This window comes from Pseudomonas sp. TE9122, from assembly GCF_056278925.1.
Window position 1 is genome coordinate 3,080,113 of sequence record NZ_JBWBQI010000001.1, and the last position, 18,767, is coordinate 3,098,879.

Genomic DNA, 18,767 nt, shown 5'->3' on the forward strand with positions numbered 1-18,767 from the left:
CCGAATGCAATCTCTGAACACCACGCTGCTGATTATCGGCGGCGGCCCCGGCGGTTACGTGACCGCGATCCGCGCCGGGCAATTGGGTATTCCGACCATTTTGGTCGAAGGCCAGTCGTTGGGCGGCACCTGCCTGAATATCGGCTGCATTCCGTCGAAAGCGCTGATTCATGTGGCTGAGCAGTTTCACCAGACGCAACATCACAGCCAGCATTCGGCGCTGGGCATCAACGTTGCCGCGCCGACTCTGGATATCAGCAAAAGCGTCGAGTGGAAGGACGGCATCGTTGATCGCCTGACCACTGGCGTCGCCGCGCTGCTGAAGAAAAACAAGGTTCAGGTCATCAATGGCTGGGCGAAAGTCATCGACGGCAAAACCGTGGAAGTCGGCGATACCCGCATCCAGTGCGAGCACTTGGTACTGGCCACCGGTTCGACCAGCGTCAACCTGCCGATCCTGCCGATTGGCGGGCCGATCACCTCCTCCACCGAAGCGCTGGCGCCAACGGCTGTGCCGAAACGCCTGGTGGTGGTCGGCGGTGGTTACATCGGGCTGGAGCTGGGCATCGCTTATCGCAAGCTCGGCGCCGAGGTCAGCGTGGTCGAAGCACAGGACCGTATCCTGCCGGCCTATGACGCAGAACTGACGCAACCAGTGCATGAGGCGCTCAAGCAACTGGGTGTGAAGCTGTACCTCAAGCACAGCGTGCTCGGTTTCGACGGCACGTTGCAGGTGCGCGATCCTGAAGGCGAAACCCTCAATCTGGAAACCGATCAGGTACTGGTCGCGGTCGGACGCAAACCCAATACGCAGGGCTTCAATCTCGAAGCGTTGAATCTGGACATGAACGGTTCGGCGATCAGGATCGACAGCCGTTGCCAGACCAGCATGCGCAACGTCTACGCCATTGGCGATGTGAGCGGCGAACCGATGCTGGCCCACCGCGCCATGGCTCAGGGCGAAATGGTTGCCGAGTTGATCAGTGGCAAGAGCCGTGAGTTCAACCCGACCGCCATCGCCGCCGTGTGCTTTACCGACCCGGAACTGGTGGTGGTCGGCACAACCCCGGACGAGGCCAAGGCTGCGGGGCTGGACTGCATCGTTTCCAGCTTCCCGTTCGCCGCCAACGGCCGGGCGATGACCCTGGAATCGAAAAGCGGCTTCGTCCGCGTGGTCGCACGTCGCGACAATCATGTGATTGTCGGCTGGCAAGCGGTGGGCGTTGGGGTTTCCGAACTGTCGACGGCGTTTGCGCAAAGCCTGGAAATGGGCGCGCGACTGGAAGACATCGGCGGCACCATCCATGCCCACCCGACCTTGGGTGAGGCGGTGCAGGAAGCGGCGTTGCGGGCGCTGGGGCATGCGCTGCATCTGTGACAGTTGCAGCTGAATGCCGCTGTGGCGAGGGGATTTATCCCCGCTGGGTTGCGCAGCAACCGCAAAATCTGCCACCGCCGGGCGTCAGATATTTGAGCCAAAGGGGCCGCTTCGCAGCCCAGCGGGGATAAATCCCCTCGCCACAAGCTGCGAAACCGCTCAAGAATGAAGTATTGTTGTGCCCATCCAAAAAAACGTCAGAAGCCTTGAACCGTTTCGGCGGTTGTTCAGTGATAGAGGGTGTCATGGGTAACGAAAGCATCAATTGGGACAAGCTGGGTTTTGACTACATCAAGACCGACAAGCGCTATCTGTCGTACTTTCGCGATGGCGAGTGGGACAAAGGCACCCTGACCGAAGATAACGTCCTGCACATCAGCGAAGGCTCCACCGCCCTTCACTATGGTCAGCAGTGCTTCGAAGGCATGAAGGCCTATCGCTGCAAGGACGGCTCGATCAACCTGTTCCGCCCGGACCAGAACGCCCTGCGCATGCAACGCAGCTGCGCGCGTCTGCTGATGCCGACGGTCGACACCGAGCAGTTCATCGAAGCCTGCAAAGCCGTGGTCCGCGCCAACGAGCGTTTCATCCCGCCTTACGGCACTGGCGGCGCGCTGTACCTGCGTCCGTTCGTGATCGGCGTCGGTGACAACATCGGCGTGCGCACTGCGCCCGAGTTCATCTTCTCGATCTTCTGCATCCCGGTCGGCGCCTACTTCAAGGGCGGCCTGACCCCGCACAACTTCCAGATCTCCAGCTACGACCGCGCGGCCCCGCAAGGCACCGGTGCGGCCAAGGTCGGTGGCAACTACGCCGCCAGCCTGATGCCGGGCTCGAAAGCCAAGAAAGCCAACTTCGCCGATGCGATCTACCTCGATCCGATGACCCACACCAAGATCGAGGAAGTCGGTTCGGCCAACTTCTTCGGGATCACCCACGACAACAAGTTCGTCACCCCGAACTCGCCGTCGGTCCTGCCAGGCATCACCCGCCTGTCGCTGATCGAACTGGCCAAATCGCGTCTGGGCCTGGAAGTGGTTGAAGGCGACGTGCTGATCGACAAGCTGTCGGACTTCAAGGAAGCCGGTGCCTGCGGTACCGCTGCGGTGATCACGCCGATTGGCGGCATCAGCTACAACGACCACCTGCATGTGTTCCACAGCGAAACCGAGGTAGGCCCGGTAACCCAGCAGCTCTACAAAGAGCTGACTGGCGTGCAGACCGGCGACATCGAAGCGCCAGCGGGGCTGGATCGTCAAGGTTTGATCTGACGACTGCTGATGCTCAAAGCCCTCCACCGAGTGATTGGTGGGGGGCTTTTTTGTAGGGCTGGGCTCTGGTGTCGTATTGAAGAACGTCACCCCCTCACCCCAGCCCTCTCCCCCAAGGGGGCGAGGGGGAAAGGGAGCCGACTTGTGCGCTTTTCAAAAATCGCGTTCACCTCGGCCATTCAGGTCGATGGAGTTCGCAAGAACACCTGGGTCGGCTCCCTCTCCTTCCGGGAGAGGGCTGGGGTGAGGGTTTGCTTTTGATTTTTGGAGGCAATGCGCTTGCCCGTCCGATCCGAAATCCCGCTCGCCTGCCCATTCTGCTGCTTGCCCATCCGCGCCTGGGTGATCAATCCCGGTATCAACTCCCCCTCCGGCAGATTCTTCCAGAACCGCACCGGCAGATGCCCTTGCATGACCTTCGGGTTCAACCGCGCCGGGTTGAAGATGTGGCTGTAGTAGGTCAACCACAAATCGCCGTGGGGATCGTCGACGTTCTGCGCCAGTTGCTGCCACTCAATCGGGCACTGCCGCTCGTGAATCAATTGCTCACCGTCGTAATAAACGCCGTCACGCGGTGTGGCGATCAACCAGCGATGCTGGCCCATGCGCCCGATAAAGTGCTCGCTGGCGCTGTGCAGGATGTCATGGGCCGGTTCGTGCCACGCCACATATTGTGGACCGGGCTGATCCTTCGACCGCTCGATGAAACGCACAAATGCATGCAGATGATGGGCCTCGCGGCTGACCTGCTTGATGCGCCGCTGCAATTCGCTGCCGAGCTTGTCGCCCGCCATCATCGCCGTGCGGTCGCCGTGACTGACGCGCCAGAGCACTTCATACAACAGGCTCCAGCGTTGCTCGCCGCGATAGCGCGCCGCTTGTTCGAGGGTGTCGAGCAGCGCGCGGGGAATACGCGCCTGAAACGGCCCCTGCCCGTCGGGCACGTGCTCATCACTGGCAAACAGATCGCCCACCCCTTCCGCCGCCCAGCTCACCAGACTCGGATCGATTTCATGGCTGAGCAACCAGCGCGCCTGCTGACGCCATGTGTCGAACAGGTCATCGCAATCAAGACTGATCATCCCCACAACCCCATCTGCTGCGGCATCGGTCGGTCGCGCAATTGCTGATAGAGCATGTGGCTGGTGACTTCCGCCTGTTGCGGGTGGTAATCGCTGGTGATGATGAAAGGCTTGGCCTTGGCCAGCACGCAGCGCATCCGCGCCACGTCTTCGTAACGGATGCGGCGCTGGCGACGCAACTCGACCAGGCGCTCGGTGGTGCGCAAGCCGATGCCGGGGATGCGCGCGATCAACGTCGCGTCGGCACGGTTCAGGTCCAGCGGAAACACTTCGCGATTTTCCAGCGCCCAGGCCAGCTTCGGGTCGATATCGAGCGCCAGATTGCCCGGGCCTTTAAGCAATTCGTCAGCGCTGTAGCCGTAGCTGCGCAGGAGGAAATCAGCCTGATACAAACGGTGCTCGCGCATCAGCGGCGGCGCGGCGAGCGGTACGCTTTTCGGGCTGTCGGGGATCGGGCTGAACGCCGAGTAATAGACCCGGCGCAAACGGAAGTTGCCGTACAAGGATTGGGCGCTGTGGAGGATGGTGCTGTCGTCGGTGTCATCGGCACCGACGATCAATTGCGTGCTCTGCCCGGCCGGGGCGAACTTTGCCGAGCGCGGCTCGTTCAATACCGTCTGCACGCCGGTGTAGATGGTGTTCATCGCTTGCTTGATGGAAGTTATGTCCTTCTCCGGCGCCAGTGTCTGCAGGCTGGCATCGGTGGGCAATTCTATGTTGACGCTGAGGCGGTCGGCGTAACGCCCAGCCTCCTCGATCAAGGCCGGATCGGCTTCCGGAATGGTCTTCAAATGGATGTAGCCGCGAAATTCGTGCTCTTCTCGGAGCAACTTCGCCACCCGCACCAGTTGCTCCATGGTGTAGTCCGCCGAGCGAATGATCCCGGAGCTGAGAAACAGGCCGCTGACGCAGTTGCGGCGGTAGAAATCCATGGTCAGCGTCACGACTTCTTCCGGGGTGAAGCGCGCACGCGGCACATCGCTGGAACGGCGGTTGACGCAATACTGGCAATCGTAAAGGCAGAAGTTAGTCAGCAGGATTTTCAGCAACGACACACAGCGCCCGTCCGGCGTGTAGCTGTGACAGATGCCCATGCCATCCGTCGAACCAAGCCCGCTCTTGCCCTCGGAGCTGCGCTTGGGCGCACCACTGCTGGCGCAGGAGGCGTCGTACTTGGCGGCGTCGGCGAGGATGCTGAGCTTGTCGATGATTTGCATGGCACGGACTCTTTACTGTGTGCATATACAGTATAGGCTCGCCCGCCGCGAAACAAGTTGATGGATGACCCCTCGTCGGCTGGCCAGCTGAATTGTGGCCGCCCGCGAAAACCTGTGGGAGCGAGCCTGCTCGCGAAGAGGCCCTGCGAGTCACCGCAACTCAGTGATCAAACCGCCCACTGCAATATCAACCAGCTGTTCGCCCCGCTGATCAACACAAACAGCCCCCAGGCCAGCACCCGCGTGGGCCAGCGGTTGACGAACGGCCCCATCAACTGCCGGTCGTTGGTCATGCGAATCAGCGGGTACAAGGCGAACGGCAGTTGCAGGCTGAGCACGACCTGGCTCAACACCAGCAACTTGCCGATCGCGTTATCGCCCATGAGCCAGACGCCGATGAACGCCGGAATCAGCGCCAGCCCGCGGGTGATCAAACGCCGCTGCCAGCACGGGATGCGCAGGTTCAGATAGCCCTCCATGATCACCTGCCCGGCGATGGTCCCGGTGAAGGTCGAACTTTGCCCCGACGCGAGCAACGCCACGCCGAACAGCACACTGGCCAGCGCACCGCCAACCAGCGGGTCGAGCAGGTGATAGGCGTCCTGAATGTCGACCACATCGGTGTGTCCGGACTGGTGAAACGCCGCCGCCGCGAGAATCAGGATCGCAGCGTTGACCAGCAGCGCCAGGGCCAGCGAACCAATGGTGTCGATACGCGCGAGTTTCACCGCGTCCTGCTTGCTCGCCAGGTCCTTGCCGATCATCCGCGTCTGCACGATCGAGGTGTGCAGGTAAAGGTTATGCGGCATTACTGTGGCGCCGAGGATGCCAATGGCCAGATACAGCGGCGCTGCATCGCTGATGGCGGACAGCGAGGGTTTGAAGCCCAGCGCCACGTCTGGCCAGTACGGTTTGATCAACAACAATTCGACGAAGAAACACACACCGATGGTCGCGACCAGCACCAGCATGATCGCTTCGAGACGGCGGAAGCCCCGGTTTTGCAGGGCCAGCACCAGCAACGTGTCGAACGCCGTCAGGGCGATGCCGAAGGTCAGCGAGCAACCGAGCAGCAAGTGAAACGCGAGAGCACAGCCAAGCACTTCGGCGAGGTCGGTGGCGATGATCGAGATCTCCGCCAGTATCCATTGCAGGCGCGCTGTCGGGGTGCTGTAGCGCTCGCGGGACAGCTGCGCCAGATCGCGCCCGGTGGCGATGCCCAACCGCGAGCACAGACATTGCACGACCATGCCGGCCAGACTCGCCAGCAACACGACGAATAAGAGACTGTAGCCAAAACGCGAACCGGCCTCGATCGCGGTCGCCCAGTTGCCCGGGTCCATGTAGCCGATCGACACCAGCAAACCGGGACCGGCGAAACGCAGCACACGTTTGAAGAACGAGGCAGTCGGATCAACCGCGACACTGCCGGCCACTTCCGGCGGGCAAAACGGCGCGGTGGCGATTTTGGGCAGACTGAATTTCACGCACACATCCAGAAACAAAAACGGGAGCCCGGCAGCTTAGTCGTTTCGCCTGATGCCTTGAAGCGCAAAGATCACTGAACCTATGGGTTCACCCCCAACAACTGCTCGCGCAACTCGGGACTGCGTGTTCGCGGATCCAGCCAGATATCGAAAAACGCCTTGGCAAACTGTGGATCCTCAATCTCATGCTGGAGCTTCTGGCCGACAAAAAACCGCGCGCCCTGCCCCGGCAGATACACGCCGGTAATCCGCGTGCCGGCCTGAACGTCGACAAACGATTGCTGCATCTGCGTCTGCCAGCCGGCCAATTGCGCTGAAGTGACCCGGGGACCGGCAAGGCGTTTGATCTCATCGACGCTGGTGCTGACCAGATCGTCTCGCGAGATGTTGCGCCGGTAGATCAGCTCCAGAGCAAACGGCTGGCCATCCGCCAGGGGCCACGCGGCACTCCACAAGCGCGCGCTGTAAACGTCGAAGCCGAACACGCTGAAATCGCCGCTGCCGATAATTTGCGCGCCCGGGACTGCGTCCTGCCAATTGGCCCATGTCGGTGTGAGCAACAGCGCCCATAAACCGATGCCACAACAGCCACGAACGAGCTTGGGTGTTCTGTTCATCGCCGTATCGTCTCCGCTGCATTCTGATGATCAAAGCATAGCCGGATTCGCGCCTGAATTTTTGTATACAAAAATTGCGAACATAGGCAGCAATCTTCAATCGGCAGTGCTAACGTGGCTCATCCTGACCCGATGGAGACACCCGCGTGCTGATCCTGAAATTGCTGCTGATTCCCGGTTTTCTCCTGCTGATTTCCCTGGCGGGCAAACGCTGGGGGCCGAGCGTGGCCGGGTGGCTGTCGGGATTGCCGGTGGTGGTCGGGCCGATTCTGTTTTTTCTGGCGATCGAACAAGGGCCGCAGTTTGCCGCGCAATCAGCGGTCGCGGCGCTGTCGGCAATGTTCGCGATGATCGCTTTCTGCATCACCTATGCGCAGGTGGCGCAGCGGGCGAACTGGCCGTGGGCGTTGACCATTTCACTGGCGGTTTGGGCCGCGCTGGCGGCGGTCTTGTCGGTGATCCCGGCGTCCTTGCCGTTCTCGGTGATTGCGGCAGCGGTGGCACTGCTCGCTTCGCCTTATCTGTTCCCTGAAGTGCAGCCGGTGTTGAACGGGCCAGCAGCGAAGTCGGACAAACTGATCTGGCGGATGATCGCCGGTGCGGCGCTGACGCTGGTGGTGACGATGCTCGCCAGCACCGTCGGCGAACGCTGGAGCGGCCTGCTCGCGGTGTTCCCGGTGCTCGGCAGCGTCATGGCAGTGTTCTCGCAACAAACCCGCGGCCCGGCGTTTACCGCTGCGTTATTGCGCGCAACGGCGACCGGCATGTATTCGTTCTCGGCGTTCTGCCTGGTGTCGGCCTTGACGCTGCCGAGCATGGGCCTGAGCGGCTTCGCAGTGGGAGTGGCAGTGTCGGTGGCGATGCTCGGGGTGACCCGGCGTCTGCTGGCGCGGCCAGTGGCCAAGGCGCAAGCGCAATAACCGCCCGGACGAATCGCGCTGGAACGGCCGGCACGCTCCGTGGGATGATCGCCCGCCTCGCGCGACCATTCACCGGAGATTCACATGTCATTGTTGAGCAAAAAAGCCGTCGTCCTGATGCTGGCGGCCGTCGCTGGTTTCGCCGCGATCAACGCGCACGCCGCCAAGGAAAAAGTCAAAACCGAGAAGGTCTCGCTGCTCGACGGTAAGTTTGCCTTTGTCCTGCCCAAAGGCTTTGTCGCCGACCCGCTGCCCGCCAGCCCGAGCGGTGCCAAGGGCACGATGTACACCAACCAGACCACCAAGACCGTGGTCATCGCCGCCGAAAACCAGATTCCCGCAGGGCAGAACGTCAAGGACAACGACGGTGAGTTTCTCGACGGCAGCGTGTCGAGTTTCATCGACGATCAGCGCAAGGCCCTGCCGGACTTCAACAAGCTCAGCGAGAAAAGCCTGACCCAGAAAGGCACCGGCCTGGGGCTGCGTCAGGTTGACAGCACCGCCACTCAGGGCGGTGGCCAAACCCTGAACACCACGCTGCTGGCCGGCTCGGGGACGAAGATGGCGCTGGTGCAGGTGATTTCCCGCGCCAGCGACAAGAAAGCTCACGATGCCTTGATCAAAGCCATCGTCAAGGATTGAGCCGCTGCAACCAGCCATTCAGATCGCGCAACTCGGCCGCACTGATGCTGTGGCCGACGCCCGGATAAGCGTGAAACTCGGGCTTGTAATCGAGTTTCTGCAATAGCGCGTTGGCCTCGGTGCCGTGACGGTAAGGCACCGGATCATCAGCGGTGCCGTGGCCGATAAAAATGCTCAGCGGCAGCGGCGCTTGCCCAGGCTTGAGTTCGGCTTTGAGCACCGGCAACAAGCGCCCGCTCAACGCGGCAAACCCGCCCACGACCGCCGGCGCGCGCAGGCCCACTTCGTAGCTCATCATCGCGCCCTGGCTGAAGCCGATCAGGTACACCTTGTCCGGCGCGGCGTGATATTTCTTCGCCGCCTGGGCGATAAAGTCGCGCAGCTTCTGGCTGCTGACCTTCAGATCATCGGTCTCGCCGTTGTAGGCGCCTTCGCCCTTCTTGCGAAACCACTGGTAACGTCCTTCACCCAACGTCATCGGCGCGCGCACGGAAAGGTAGTTGTACTGCGCCGGCAGCTGAAACTTCATACCGATCAGATCGGCCTCGTTACTGCCGTAACCGTGCAGGAAAATCACCAGCGGACGTGGTTCAGCGTCGGCGTGGACCTGTTCGAGGTACTTGAGTGGCAGATCGGATTGCAGGGTGGTTTGCGCGTGGACGGCGGTGGATGCGAGCAGGGTCAGCAGGGCGAACAATTTCAGCATTGCAGCGTTCCTTCACAGAGTGTCGGGTTCGCGGGGGAGCCTAACATTCTCGGCTGAGGATCCAAATTTTGTGGAGTGGCTGATGGCCCTTTCGCGAGCAGGCTCGCTCCCACCGTTGAAATGCGTTCGTCTGTGGGAGCGAGCCTGCTCGCGAAGAGGCCCGCACCTTCACCGCAACCTATCAGTCGTTGGTCAGCTTGCCGGTACGAAACGGCACCCGCCCCGCCACTTTCGCCTGCCAGATCCCCGGCTCGGTATAACGCCCGCGATCAATCGCGAACAGCACCCCGCTGGTGCCGGCGCGCACGGTGGTCACGCGATCCTGCAACGGGTCAACAACCTCGAACAGCGCATCGCCCTGCTCTACCCACTCGCCGGCATTGCGCAAGAAACTGACCACGCCATGGTGCGGGGCGAACAGGTATTCGGTGCCTTCAAACGGCAGACCTTCACAACATTCGCTCGGCGCCGCCGGCCATTCCCCGCTGATGAAACCCTGCTCGGCGAGAAAGCCCAGAATCGCTTCGCAATTGGCCTGAGCCTGTTCGACGCGGGTGTCGCCCATACTGCCCAGCTCCAGCGTCGTCGCCAGATTCGCCGCCGGAATCGACGCGTTCGGGAATGCTTTGGCCAGACGCAACCATGGCGTCGAGCAGGACTCATCGAACGAACTGCCACCGGAGTCCTCGCAAAGCAATGCCACGCCCGCCTTCAGCCGCGCCGCCAGCGATTGCCACTGCGGCCAGTGTTGCGGCAGCGCATAGAGGTGAATCGCAGCGTCGAAGTCGCAATGCAGATCGAGGGTGATGTCGGCGTCGCAGGCGTGGCGCAGCAACAAGCGGTGCAAGGCCTCCAGTTGCGAGGCCGGCGCCGGCAATTCTTCGAAGACTTGAGCCATGGCCTGGCGAATCAGCGCGACGTTGGCCTCGGCATCCGCGCCCAGACGCTCGCCAACCAGCGCCGCCACCGGGGCGCTGAGCTCGACGAACGCGCGGTTGAAGTTCTTGCCGCTGCCCAATTCGAAGCGACCCATGTGATTGCCTTGCAGATGCTGATCCAGGCCGATCGGATTGGCCACCGGCACCAGTTCGATAACGCCCTGCAAACGGCCCTGCCGTTCCAGTTCGTTCAGGCGCAGCTTGAGTTCCCACGCGGTACGCATGCCCGGCAGTTCATCAGCGTGCAGGCTGGCCTGGATATACACTTTGCGGCTGCCGGCGCCGTAGCGGAACACGCTGAGGGAGCGCTCGCTGCCCAAATGGCTCCAGGGCAGAACGTGGTCGATGCGTTGCATGGAAAACTCCTGAATAGCTGGGTTACGTAAAACCCTGTGGGAGCGAGCCTGCTCGCGAATGCGTCAGGTCAGACGATGACGATATCGAATGTCAGACCGCATTCGCGAGCAGGCTCGCTCCCACAGAGAATTTCCATAAATAAAAAAGCATAAAAAAAGTGGCCACCGCGCAAACGGGGCCACTTTTTTTCACGGCGTATTAATGGCCGTACACGTCAAAGTCGAAGTACTTGTCCTGGACTTTCTTGTACTCGCCATTGGCGCGGATTTCGGTGATGGCTTTGTTGAATTGCTCAGCCAGTGCGGTATCGCCCTTGCGCACGGCAATGCCAGCGCCGCCGCCGAAGTATTTGGCGTCTTCGTAGGTCGGACCGACGAATTCGAAACCTTTGCCGGCATCGGTTTTCAGGAAACCGTCGCTGAGGTTGACCGAGTCAGCGAGCATCGCGTCGATACGCCCGGACACCATGTCGAGGTTGGCTTCCTGCTGCGAGCCGTAGCGCACCAGTTCGATCCCGGCCGGAACCAGCACTTCGGTCGCGTAGCGGTCATGAGTACTGGCGCGCAGCACGCCGACTTTCTTGCCCTTGAGTTCGGTCAGCGGGTCTTTGACGCCGGAGCCTTCCTTCATCACGAAGCGTGCCGGGGTGTGGTAGTACTTGATGGTGAAGTCGACGTTCTTCTTGCGATCGTCAGTGATGGTCATCGACGACAGGATCGCGTCGATTTTTTTCACTTTGAGTGCCGGGATCAGGCCATCGAACTCTTGCTCGACCCACGTGCATTTGACTTTCATCTGCGTGCACAGTGCGTCACCGATGTCCACGTCAAAACCAGTGAGTTTGCCGTCAGGGGTTTTCATCGAGAATGGCGGGTACCCGGCTTCGATACCGATGCGGATCGGCTTGTCGTCTTTGGCCACAGCGGTCAGGGACAACATCGACAGTGCCAGGGCACCGAACATCACTAGCTTTTTCATTTATTACTCCCGTGCGGAGGCTTTTATTGGCAGCTTTCGAGTCAGCGTTCGGTCATGGCGTTCTAACGGCAAAAACCGAAGTGGCCGGCAGTCTATGGCGGCGCGCACGGAGGCAATTGTTTTTAAGCGACAAATACTTACAGAACATCGGCGATCACTTTGACGAGAGTAAACGCGTGCGCCGTGTTGGTGCGAAGGATGTAGGACAAGACTGTTTTCAGAGCAAGAAACGCCGATCCTCCCGTAGAGCTCGCGGAGGCTGCGATCTTTTGATCTTGTTTTTTTGAGATCAAGATCAGAGGATCGCAGCCTTCGGCAGCTCCTACAGAAACGTCAGCATTCGCAGGCGACAGGTGTATTGGCGACTGACGCCGCGCTCAGTTCGAAACCTTCATCGAGCCATCCGGTGACGCCGCCGATCATCTCCTTGACCGGATAGCCCAATGCCGCCAGCTTCACCCCAGCCTTGTTCGCCCCATTGCAATGCGGCCCGGCGCAATAGACTACGAACAAAGTGTGTTTCGGGTAATCGGCCAAGCGCTCCGCCGTGAGCAAGCGTGTCGGGATATTGATCGCGCCGGGCACATGGCCGCGCTCGAACGCCAATGGGCCGCGCACATCCACCAGAACGAAGTCGACCTCCCCGGCCTCTTGGCTACTGAACACGTCGGAACAATCGGTTTCGAAGGTCAGACGATTGCTGAAATGCATCAGGGCAATCGCCGAAGGGGCGGCGGGAATTTCGCGAACCAGGCTGGTCATGCTTTGTTGCTCCTTTTGTCTGAGGGGGATGAACAGACTTTATCGAGACGGCACTTGCCGCTACAGTGGCGCGCAAGACACCGACCGGGAGTTTTCCGCCAAATGCTCACTCAGCCCAATCTGGTTGCCATTCTGGCCTACGATGGCCTCTGCACATTCGAGTTCGGCATTGCCGTGGAGATCTTCGGCCTGGCCCGACCAGAGTTCGATTTCCCTTGGTACGAGCATGCGATTGCCGCAGTCGATCCAGGCCCGATGCGCGCCATGGGTGGCATTCAGGTGCTGGCCGATGGTGGCCTGGAATTGCTCGCCGCAGCGCGCACCATCGTCATTCCCGGCTGGCGCGACCGCAACGCCCCGGTACCGGCTGCGCTGATCGACGCGTTGCGTCAGGCCCATGACCGAGGCGCGCGGTTGCTGTCGATCTGCTCCGGGGTGTTCGTCCTTGCAGCCAGCGGCCTGCTCGACGGCCACCGCGCCACCACGCACTGGCGCTACACCGGTGAACTGGCGCAACGCTTCCCTGCGATCGAGGTCGATCCGGACGTGCTCTACGTCGACGCCGGTCAACTGATCACCTCCGCCGGCAGCGCCGCCGGCATCGATGCCTGCCTGCATCTGGTGACACGTGACTTCGGCACGCAGGTCGCCAACGCCGTCGCGCGGCGACTGGTCATGTCGCCACAACGCACCGGCGGCCAGGCCCAGTTCATCCCCACCCCGGTCAGCCCGACGCCCCGCAGCGACCTGTCGCGCGTCATGCAATGGGCCCGCGAACGCCTGCACGAACCACTGGAAGTCCGCGATCTGGCCAGCGAAGCGGCAATGAGCGAGCGCACGTTTCTGCGGCGCTTCACCGAAGCCAGCGGGCAATCGCCGAAAGCCTGGCTGCAACATGAACGCCTGGCGCGAGCGCGGGAGCTGCTTGAGAGCACCCATCAACACACCGAGCAGATCGCCCAGCGCTGCGGCTATCGCTCGGTGGAAAGTTTTCGTGTGGCGTTCCGCAGCGTGGTGGGCGTACCGCCGTCGGTTTATCGGGAGCGGTTTGGGCGAAGCAACAAGCTTTCGCTCCATCCCGCAGCGTTTTAAGCGCTGACGTTGACGGCGAGGCCGGCAGAAACGCTCGCGGTGAAAATTGTGAAACGGAAAATGCGGCTTGCTTTATATTGATTCTGATATAACCTGAAAATCAAACGGGCACTGGCATTTCTTGCAATAAAACTCACCGTCGCCGCTTACGTTCAGCTATTACGCTTTTCCTTTTGACACAGGACAAGCCGATGCCGAAACACAAGGATGTGGTGTTCGTGGGAAGCGCGTTGAAAGATCTCAAAGCGTTCCCGGTTGATGCCCGAAGAGCGGCGGGGTTTGAGCTGGACCTGTTGCAACAGGGTGATGCCCCACTCGATTGGCGCCCTGTGAAAACCGTAGGACGCGGTGTTAACGAAATCAGGATCACCGAGGACTCAGGGGCGTTTCGCGTGTTTTATGTAGTCAATCGACCTGAAGCAATCTATGTGCTTCACGCCATGCACAAAACCACACGTAAAACGGAAATTAGAGACATCGAACTGGCCCGGGCCAGATATCAGGAAATAGGTTAAGCCATGAAGGAACATCAAGACTCATCCCAACGATTTTCCAGTGTATGGGATGCATTGGAGGACACGCCTCAGGAAGCTGCCAACATGCGTCTGCGAGCCAAGCTCATGCGTTCGCTTTGCGAGACCATTCGAGCGTGGGAGCTCCCTCAAAAGGACGCGGCACAGAGATTGGGAATCTCGCAGCCACGCCTCAATGATGTACTCAACGGGAAAATCGACAAATTCTCGCTGGATGCGTTGGTCAACCTGTCAGCTGCTGCAAGGCTGGAGGTGGACATTTGCTTTCCGTCAGGCCCGTTGCAATGGGCCTGACACTGGCTTTGCGTGGCAATGTACACCCTGCATTCCGAGTTTTGAAATCGAGGGAGTTGAATAGCATTCAACTTCGCGGTTAACCATCGACATCATCCAGCTGCACAGGAGTTCCGCTGGATGATTCCTCCCCTTCAATCCTCCCGCGTCAAAACCTCCAGCAACTCAATTTCAAACACCAGATTCGAATTCGGCGGAATCTTGCCCATGGTCCGCTCGCCGTAGCCCAGATGCGCCGGTACGAGCAATTTGCGTTTGCCGCCGACCTGCATGCCCATCAGCCCCTGATCCCAGCCTTTGATCACGCGGCCAGTGCCGATCACGCACTGAAACGGTTTGCCTCGGCTCCAGGACGAATCGAATTCAGTGCCGTCTTCCAGCCAGCCGGTGTATTGGGTGGTGATCAGCGCGCCTTTCACCGCGGCTTTGCCGTCGCCCGGTTGCAGGTCGATGATTTGCAGTTCGTCTGTCATGTCGTTGGCTCTCGAGATGTTCGCAGGCGGCGTTTTTCGCAGAATCCGGCGTCGATGGCAATCCATGGAACCGAAAACGCGCCTTGCCGCTCACATGTGTATCGACATCGTATGACGACAAGGATGCTTAGATGACCGACTCTCGATTGCTGCGCAGTTTCATCCCGCCCTACATCCTCAACCGCATCATCGCCCACGGTTCCGAGCCGCAGCGCAACGCCGCGATGCAGACGCTCAACCATGTGCGCAGCCTGCTGCCCAACCCCGGCCGCCCTTCGCAGCCGCCGGCGCGCGCGATTCTGCCGGAAGCGAGCAAGCCTGGCCTGGCGCGGCGCAGTGTGCATGATGCGCAGAACAAAATGCTCTTGCCGGGCATGCCGGTGCGCCTCGAGGGCCAGCCGGCGTCGGGGGATCCGGCGGTCGACGAGGCTTACGATGCGCTGGGCGCCAGCTATGATTTCTTTTGGAAGGTGCTTGGTCGCGACTCGATCGACAATCAGGGATTCGCGCTGATCGGCAGCGTGCATTACGGGCAAGCCTACGAAAACGCATTCTGGAATGGCGCGCAGATGGTTTTCGGTGACGGCGATGGCGAGATCTTCCAGCGCTTCACCCGCTCGCTCGACGTCATCGGCCATGAACTGGCCCACGGCGTCACCGAAAGCGAAGCCGGGCTGATTTATGCCAACCAGTCCGGCGCGCTGAACGAGTCGCTCTCGGATGTATTCGGCGTGTTGATCAAGCAATACATCCTCGGCCAAACCGCCGAGCAGGCAGACTGGCTGATCGGCGCCGACCTGCTGATGCCACAGATCCAAGGCAAGGGCCTGCGCTCGATGTCGCACCCCGGCACGGCATACGACGACCCGATGCTGGGCAAGGATCCGCAACCGGATCACATGCGCAAGTTCGTCATCACCAGCGAAGACAATGGCGGCGTGCACATCAACTCCGGCATTCCCAACCGCGCGTTTTACCTGGCAGCGCGAGCGTTTGGCGGCTTCGCTTGGGAAAAGGCCGGACGCATCTGGTACGACACGCTGTGTGATGACCGTTTGAAACAGGACGCAACGTTCGACGCGTTCGCGAAACTGACGATCGACCATGCTGGCCAGCGCTTCGGCGCCGAAGCAGCCGACACGGTGCAGCAAGCCTGGGCACAGGTCGGTATCGAATAATCTGAGGAGACCGTATGAAAACGCTACCCGAGCTGGATAAAGATTCCGTTTTGCGTGTATCTCGCCAGGGTGGCGTTGCAGCGATTCACAGCCTGAGCCGCCCACGGGAAATCGAATTCGCGCAATGCGACATCAGTCAGCGTTCGAGAATATGCTCGGTGCTTGAGGGTTGCCTGCCACTGGACAGCAGCGAATCCGGTCGTGGGGATCAGCGCTTCTACCAGATTGAGGTGCGCTACCCGTCAGGGGAAATGGTGTTGAAGGTGCCAGAGGATCGGGCGCCTGGGGAGCTGGTGCAGCTTTGGGACAAGGGGGAGCTTCTGTAAACGCTCCCCCCGATGTTCAGGCTATTTCTCGACGGGTTGCATCTCGACAATCGTGCCGTTGGTGATCATCACCATCACGTACTTGTCATTGATCTGCACCCACTGCGCCTGCTCGATCGGTGCTTTCAGACCTTTGGCTTTCCAGTTCTTCAGCGCCTTGTCTTCGCGCTGGTACATTTCTGGAGCGCGGTCGTTGACCTTCAGTTGGCGATCGCTGGTCGGCGATTGCACGGCTGGTTCGCTGGAGGTTTGCGCCGCTTGAACAACGGGCGTGATCCCGGCAATACCGGCAACAAGGGCCAGGCTGGCGATTAGGGTTTTGCTGTTCATCGGTGAACCTCTTTCAGATGGGTAGTACCTGAACTCCGACTGCGTGGCGCGGGAAACATTCCTTGTTTTTTTGCCGGATGCGGCCGTTAGAAGGCTTTGTCCATCAGACCGCCATCGCTGGCAAGCCAGCTCCCACAGGGATTGGTATTACAGCGCAATTATTGTCCAGAGCTCCGGTCCTCTCCTACAAAACCAAGCAAAGCAAAGCAAGATCAAAAGATCGCAGCCTTCGGCAGCTCCTACAGTTGGATCGCGTGAATTCGATGGAAACGGGTTCACCTGCAGGCCGTCGTCGCGATCAGGCTCGCCCCCACCAGAAAAGCAAAGCAGCGCAGCTGCCCGCGGCGAAGCCGCCCCACTCAACAATGAGCGCAAGCTCGAGTACCGCTCTTGATCTTGATCCACCGGCGACGTCGGAAGGCTGAGTGGAGGGATTGATCCGGGGGTGGGAGCGCAGCGACCGTCTGGCGCAGCCAGACACAGCGGAAGGAGGTGCAGCGAAGCAAACCGTAGCCGCTGCGCCCGGATCGATCCCGCAGCGAAGGAACCCGAGCCTGCGAGGGCCGAACGCAGGAGCAAGCGTTTTTTTGCTTACTTTTTTTAGGCGTTTGTAAAAAAAGTGAGTCGCCGTAAGGGCGAAACCCTAAGCGGCCATGACCGCAGCAACGGATATGTACCCGGTCAGCCAGAACAAATCATCGCCCGACGCGACGCAGGCTTGCTCCCACAAATGCGCCAGGCACTGAATCCATTGATCCGCCCCACGCATCAATCCATGCCAACAATGCAATTAACAGATTGTTACATCTGCGCCACCATCCACCTCAATAAAAACCGTGCGCCGCCTCTCCGTAGCGCACGTCATAAAAGCGGTGGAGTACTTTTCAATGACAGCCTCAATCCCAACCAACGGCTCGCGGGCCGGTGCCATCTTCCGGGTGACCTCGGGCAACTTCCTCGAACAGTTCGACTTCTTTCTGTTCGGCTTCTACGCCACGCAGATCGCGGCGGTGTTCTTCCCGGCGAGCAGCGAGTTCGCCTCGCTGATGATGACGTTCGCGGTGTTCGGCGCAGGCTTCCTGATGCGTCCGCTGGGCGCCATTGTGCTCGGCGCCTACATCGATGACGTCGGCCGGCGCAAAGGTCTGATCGTCACCCTGTCGATCATGGCCAGCGGCACGATATTGATCGTGCTGGTGCCCGGCTACGAAACCATTGGCCTGTTCGCCCCGGCGCTGGTGTTGATCGGGCGACTGCTGCAAGGCTTCTCCGCCGGCGCGGAACTCGGTGGTGTCTCGGTGTATCTGTCCGAAATCGCTACGCCGGGCCGCAAAGGCTTTTTCACCGCTTGGCAGTCGGCCAGCCAGCAAGTGGCGATCATCGTCGCGGCAGCGCTGGGCTACGGTCTGAACCAGTGGATGGAGCCGCAAGCCGTGGCCGCCTGGGGCTGGCGCATTCCGTTTTTCGTCGGCTGCATGATCGTCCCGTTCATCTTCTTCCTGCGCCGTAACCTGGCGGAAACCGAAGAGTTCGCCGCACGCAAACACCGTCCAAGCATGCGCGAAGTGTTCCGCACCCTCGGCCAGAACTGGGGCGTGGTACTCGGCGGAATGTTGATGGTCGCGCTGACCACCACCGCGTTCTACCTGATCACCGTGTACGCACCGACCTTCGGTAAGACCGTGCTGCACCTGAGCACTTCCGACGCGTTGCTGGTAACGCTGTTGGTGGGCGTGTCGAACTTCTTCTGGCTGCCGATTGGCGGCGCGTTGTCCGACCGTATCGGCCGTCGTCCGGTGCTGATCGGCATGGCCTTGCTGGCACTGGCCACGACTTATCCGGCGCTGTCGTTCCTGGTGCAGGCGCCGAGCTTCACCAACATGCTGCTGTCGCTGCTGTGGTTGTCCTTCATTTACGGCTTGTACAACGGCGCGATGATTCCGGCGCTGACCGAAATCATGCCGGTGGAAGTGCGCGTCGCCGGTTTCTCCCTGGCTTACAGCCTGGCCACGGCGATCTTTGGCGGTTTCACCCCGGCGATGTCGACCTTCCTGATCCAGTACACCGGCGACAAAGCCGCGCCAGGCTACTGGATGAGCATCGGTGCCCTGTGCGCTCTGTGCGCCACTCTTTACTTGTACCGCCGTGCCGGTGGTCGTCTGCAACCTGTCGCGGCCTGAGGAATA

At 60.5% G+C, this 18,767-nt stretch carries 19 protein-coding genes and 1 pseudogene; 10 read left to right on the forward strand and 10 right to left on the reverse strand.

The window, feature by feature from the left end:
- The first annotated feature begins 4 nt into the window (after window positions 1–4).
- The gene (gene lpdA, locus ACZ9BE_RS13835) at window positions 5–1,378 is read left to right on the forward strand and encodes a dihydrolipoyl dehydrogenase (RefSeq protein WP_476249572.1); all 1,374 of its coding nucleotides are present in this window, start codon (window positions 5–7) and stop codon (window positions 1,376–1,378) included.
- Between the two features lie 245 nt (window positions 1,379–1,623).
- Window positions 1,624–2,644, forward strand: a pseudogene (locus ACZ9BE_RS13840) (branched-chain amino acid aminotransferase).
- 184 nt (window positions 2,645–2,828) lie between these two features.
- On the opposite strand, the gene ACZ9BE_RS13845 reads toward ACZ9BE_RS13840, so the two are convergent.
- The 4 genes from ACZ9BE_RS13845 to ACZ9BE_RS13860 all read right to left on the reverse strand — a co-directional run bounded on the left by ACZ9BE_RS13845 (window position 2,829) and on the right by ACZ9BE_RS13860 (window position 7,052).
- Entirely contained in the window at window positions 2,829–3,731 is a 903-nt protein-coding gene (locus ACZ9BE_RS13845; protein WP_476249573.1) for a TIGR03915 family putative DNA repair protein, read from the reverse strand.
- Complete coding sequence (locus tag ACZ9BE_RS13850; RefSeq protein WP_024013352.1) at window positions 3,728–4,948, reverse strand: putative DNA modification/repair radical SAM protein; 1,221 nt, start codon at window positions 4,946–4,948, stop codon at window positions 3,728–3,730. Before ACZ9BE_RS13850 ends, ACZ9BE_RS13845 begins: the two co-directional genes overlap by 4 nt.
- Before the next feature lie 167 nt (window positions 4,949–5,115).
- Window positions 5,116–6,435 (reverse strand): Nramp family divalent metal transporter, encoded by a 1,320-nt coding sequence (locus ACZ9BE_RS13855; protein WP_041476995.1) that lies wholly within the window; start codon window positions 6,433–6,435, stop codon window positions 5,116–5,118.
- Window positions 6,436–6,515: 80 nt separating this feature from the next.
- Window positions 6,516–7,052 (reverse strand): chalcone isomerase family protein, encoded by a 537-nt coding sequence (locus ACZ9BE_RS13860; protein ID WP_056789037.1) that lies wholly within the window; start codon window positions 7,050–7,052, stop codon window positions 6,516–6,518.
- Window positions 7,053–7,198: 146 nt separating this feature from the next.
- Between ACZ9BE_RS13860 and ACZ9BE_RS13865 the strand changes: the two genes are divergently transcribed.
- Together ACZ9BE_RS13865 and ACZ9BE_RS13870 are read left to right on the forward strand one after the other, a co-directional pair.
- Window positions 7,199–7,972, forward strand: coding sequence for a hypothetical protein (locus ACZ9BE_RS13865; protein WP_476249574.1), 774 nt, complete (start codon window positions 7,199–7,201; stop codon window positions 7,970–7,972).
- 84 nt (window positions 7,973–8,056) lie between these two features.
- Window positions 8,057–8,614 carry a DcrB/PsbP domain-containing protein gene (locus ACZ9BE_RS13870; protein ID WP_095182014.1) on the forward strand — a complete coding sequence of 186 codons (558 nt, stop codon included), beginning with the start codon at window positions 8,057–8,059 and terminating at the stop codon, window positions 8,612–8,614.
- Here the strand turns inward: ACZ9BE_RS13870 and ACZ9BE_RS13875 are convergent.
- The 4 genes from ACZ9BE_RS13875 to ACZ9BE_RS13890 all read right to left on the reverse strand — a co-directional run bounded on the left by ACZ9BE_RS13875 (window position 8,604) and on the right by ACZ9BE_RS13890 (window position 12,355).
- Window positions 8,604–9,320, reverse strand: coding sequence for an alpha/beta hydrolase (locus ACZ9BE_RS13875; RefSeq protein ID WP_476249575.1), 717 nt, complete (start codon window positions 9,318–9,320; stop codon window positions 8,604–8,606). The genes ACZ9BE_RS13870 and ACZ9BE_RS13875 overlap by 11 nt on opposite strands.
- A 181-nt stretch (window positions 9,321–9,501) precedes the next feature.
- Complete coding sequence (locus ACZ9BE_RS13880; RefSeq protein ID WP_476249576.1) at window positions 9,502–10,614, reverse strand: succinylglutamate desuccinylase/aspartoacylase family protein; 1,113 nt, start codon at window positions 10,612–10,614, stop codon at window positions 9,502–9,504.
- 199 nt (window positions 10,615–10,813) lie between these two features.
- A complete protein-coding gene (locus ACZ9BE_RS13885) occupies window positions 10,814–11,593 on the reverse strand; it encodes an ABC transporter substrate-binding protein (RefSeq protein ID WP_056789026.1) in 780 nt (259 codons plus the stop codon).
- A gap of 333 nt (window positions 11,594–11,926) precedes the next feature.
- Window positions 11,927–12,355, reverse strand: a complete 429-nt coding sequence (locus ACZ9BE_RS13890; RefSeq protein WP_252884435.1) for a rhodanese-like domain-containing protein — start codon at window positions 12,353–12,355, stop codon at window positions 11,927–11,929.
- A gap of 102 nt (window positions 12,356–12,457) precedes the next feature.
- Between ACZ9BE_RS13890 and ftrA the strand changes: the two genes are divergently transcribed.
- The 3 genes from ftrA (at window position 12,458) to ACZ9BE_RS13905 (ending at window position 14,274) form a co-directional block, all read left to right on the forward strand.
- Window positions 12,458–13,447: a transcriptional regulator FtrA gene (gene ftrA, locus ACZ9BE_RS13895; RefSeq protein ID WP_476249577.1), complete on the forward strand. Its 990-nt coding sequence runs from the start codon at window positions 12,458–12,460 to the stop codon at window positions 13,445–13,447.
- 191 nt (window positions 13,448–13,638) lie between these two features.
- Window positions 13,639–13,962, forward strand: a complete 324-nt coding sequence (locus ACZ9BE_RS13900; RefSeq protein WP_457262757.1) for a type II toxin-antitoxin system RelE/ParE family toxin — start codon at window positions 13,639–13,641, stop codon at window positions 13,960–13,962.
- Between the two features lie 3 nt (window positions 13,963–13,965).
- The gene (locus ACZ9BE_RS13905) at window positions 13,966–14,274 is read left to right on the forward strand and encodes a helix-turn-helix domain-containing protein (RefSeq protein WP_016775213.1); all 309 of its coding nucleotides are present in this window, start codon (window positions 13,966–13,968) and stop codon (window positions 14,272–14,274) included.
- 134 nt (window positions 14,275–14,408) lie between these two features.
- On the opposite strand, the gene ACZ9BE_RS13910 is transcribed toward ACZ9BE_RS13905, so the two are convergent.
- A complete protein-coding gene (locus ACZ9BE_RS13910; protein ID WP_041477007.1) occupies window positions 14,409–14,747 on the reverse strand; it encodes an FKBP-type peptidyl-prolyl cis-trans isomerase in 339 nt (112 codons plus the stop codon).
- A gap of 131 nt (window positions 14,748–14,878) precedes the next feature.
- On the opposite strand from ACZ9BE_RS13910, the gene ACZ9BE_RS13915 reads away from it, so the two are divergent.
- Both ACZ9BE_RS13915 and ACZ9BE_RS13920 read left to right on the forward strand, forming a co-directional pair.
- Window positions 14,879–15,925 (forward strand): M4 family metallopeptidase, encoded by a 1,047-nt coding sequence (locus tag ACZ9BE_RS13915; RefSeq protein ID WP_056789017.1) that lies wholly within the window; start codon window positions 14,879–14,881, stop codon window positions 15,923–15,925.
- Between the two features lie 14 nt (window positions 15,926–15,939).
- Window positions 15,940–16,251: a protealysin inhibitor emfourin gene (locus ACZ9BE_RS13920; protein ID WP_041477010.1), complete on the forward strand. Its 312-nt coding sequence runs from the start codon at window positions 15,940–15,942 to the stop codon at window positions 16,249–16,251.
- A gap of 21 nt (window positions 16,252–16,272) precedes the next feature.
- On the opposite strand, the gene ACZ9BE_RS13925 is transcribed toward ACZ9BE_RS13920, so the two are convergent.
- The gene (locus ACZ9BE_RS13925) at window positions 16,273–16,581 is read right to left on the reverse strand and encodes an RcnB family protein (RefSeq protein WP_150634977.1); all 309 of its coding nucleotides are present in this window, start codon (window positions 16,579–16,581) and stop codon (window positions 16,273–16,275) included.
- Between the two features lie 887 nt (window positions 16,582–17,468).
- Here ACZ9BE_RS13925 and tcuC point away from each other — a divergent pair.
- Window positions 17,469–18,761 (forward strand): MFS transporter, encoded by a 1,293-nt coding sequence (gene tcuC, locus ACZ9BE_RS13930; RefSeq protein WP_016775219.1) that lies wholly within the window; start codon window positions 17,469–17,471, stop codon window positions 18,759–18,761.
- Window positions 18,762–18,767: the final 6 nt, after the last annotated feature.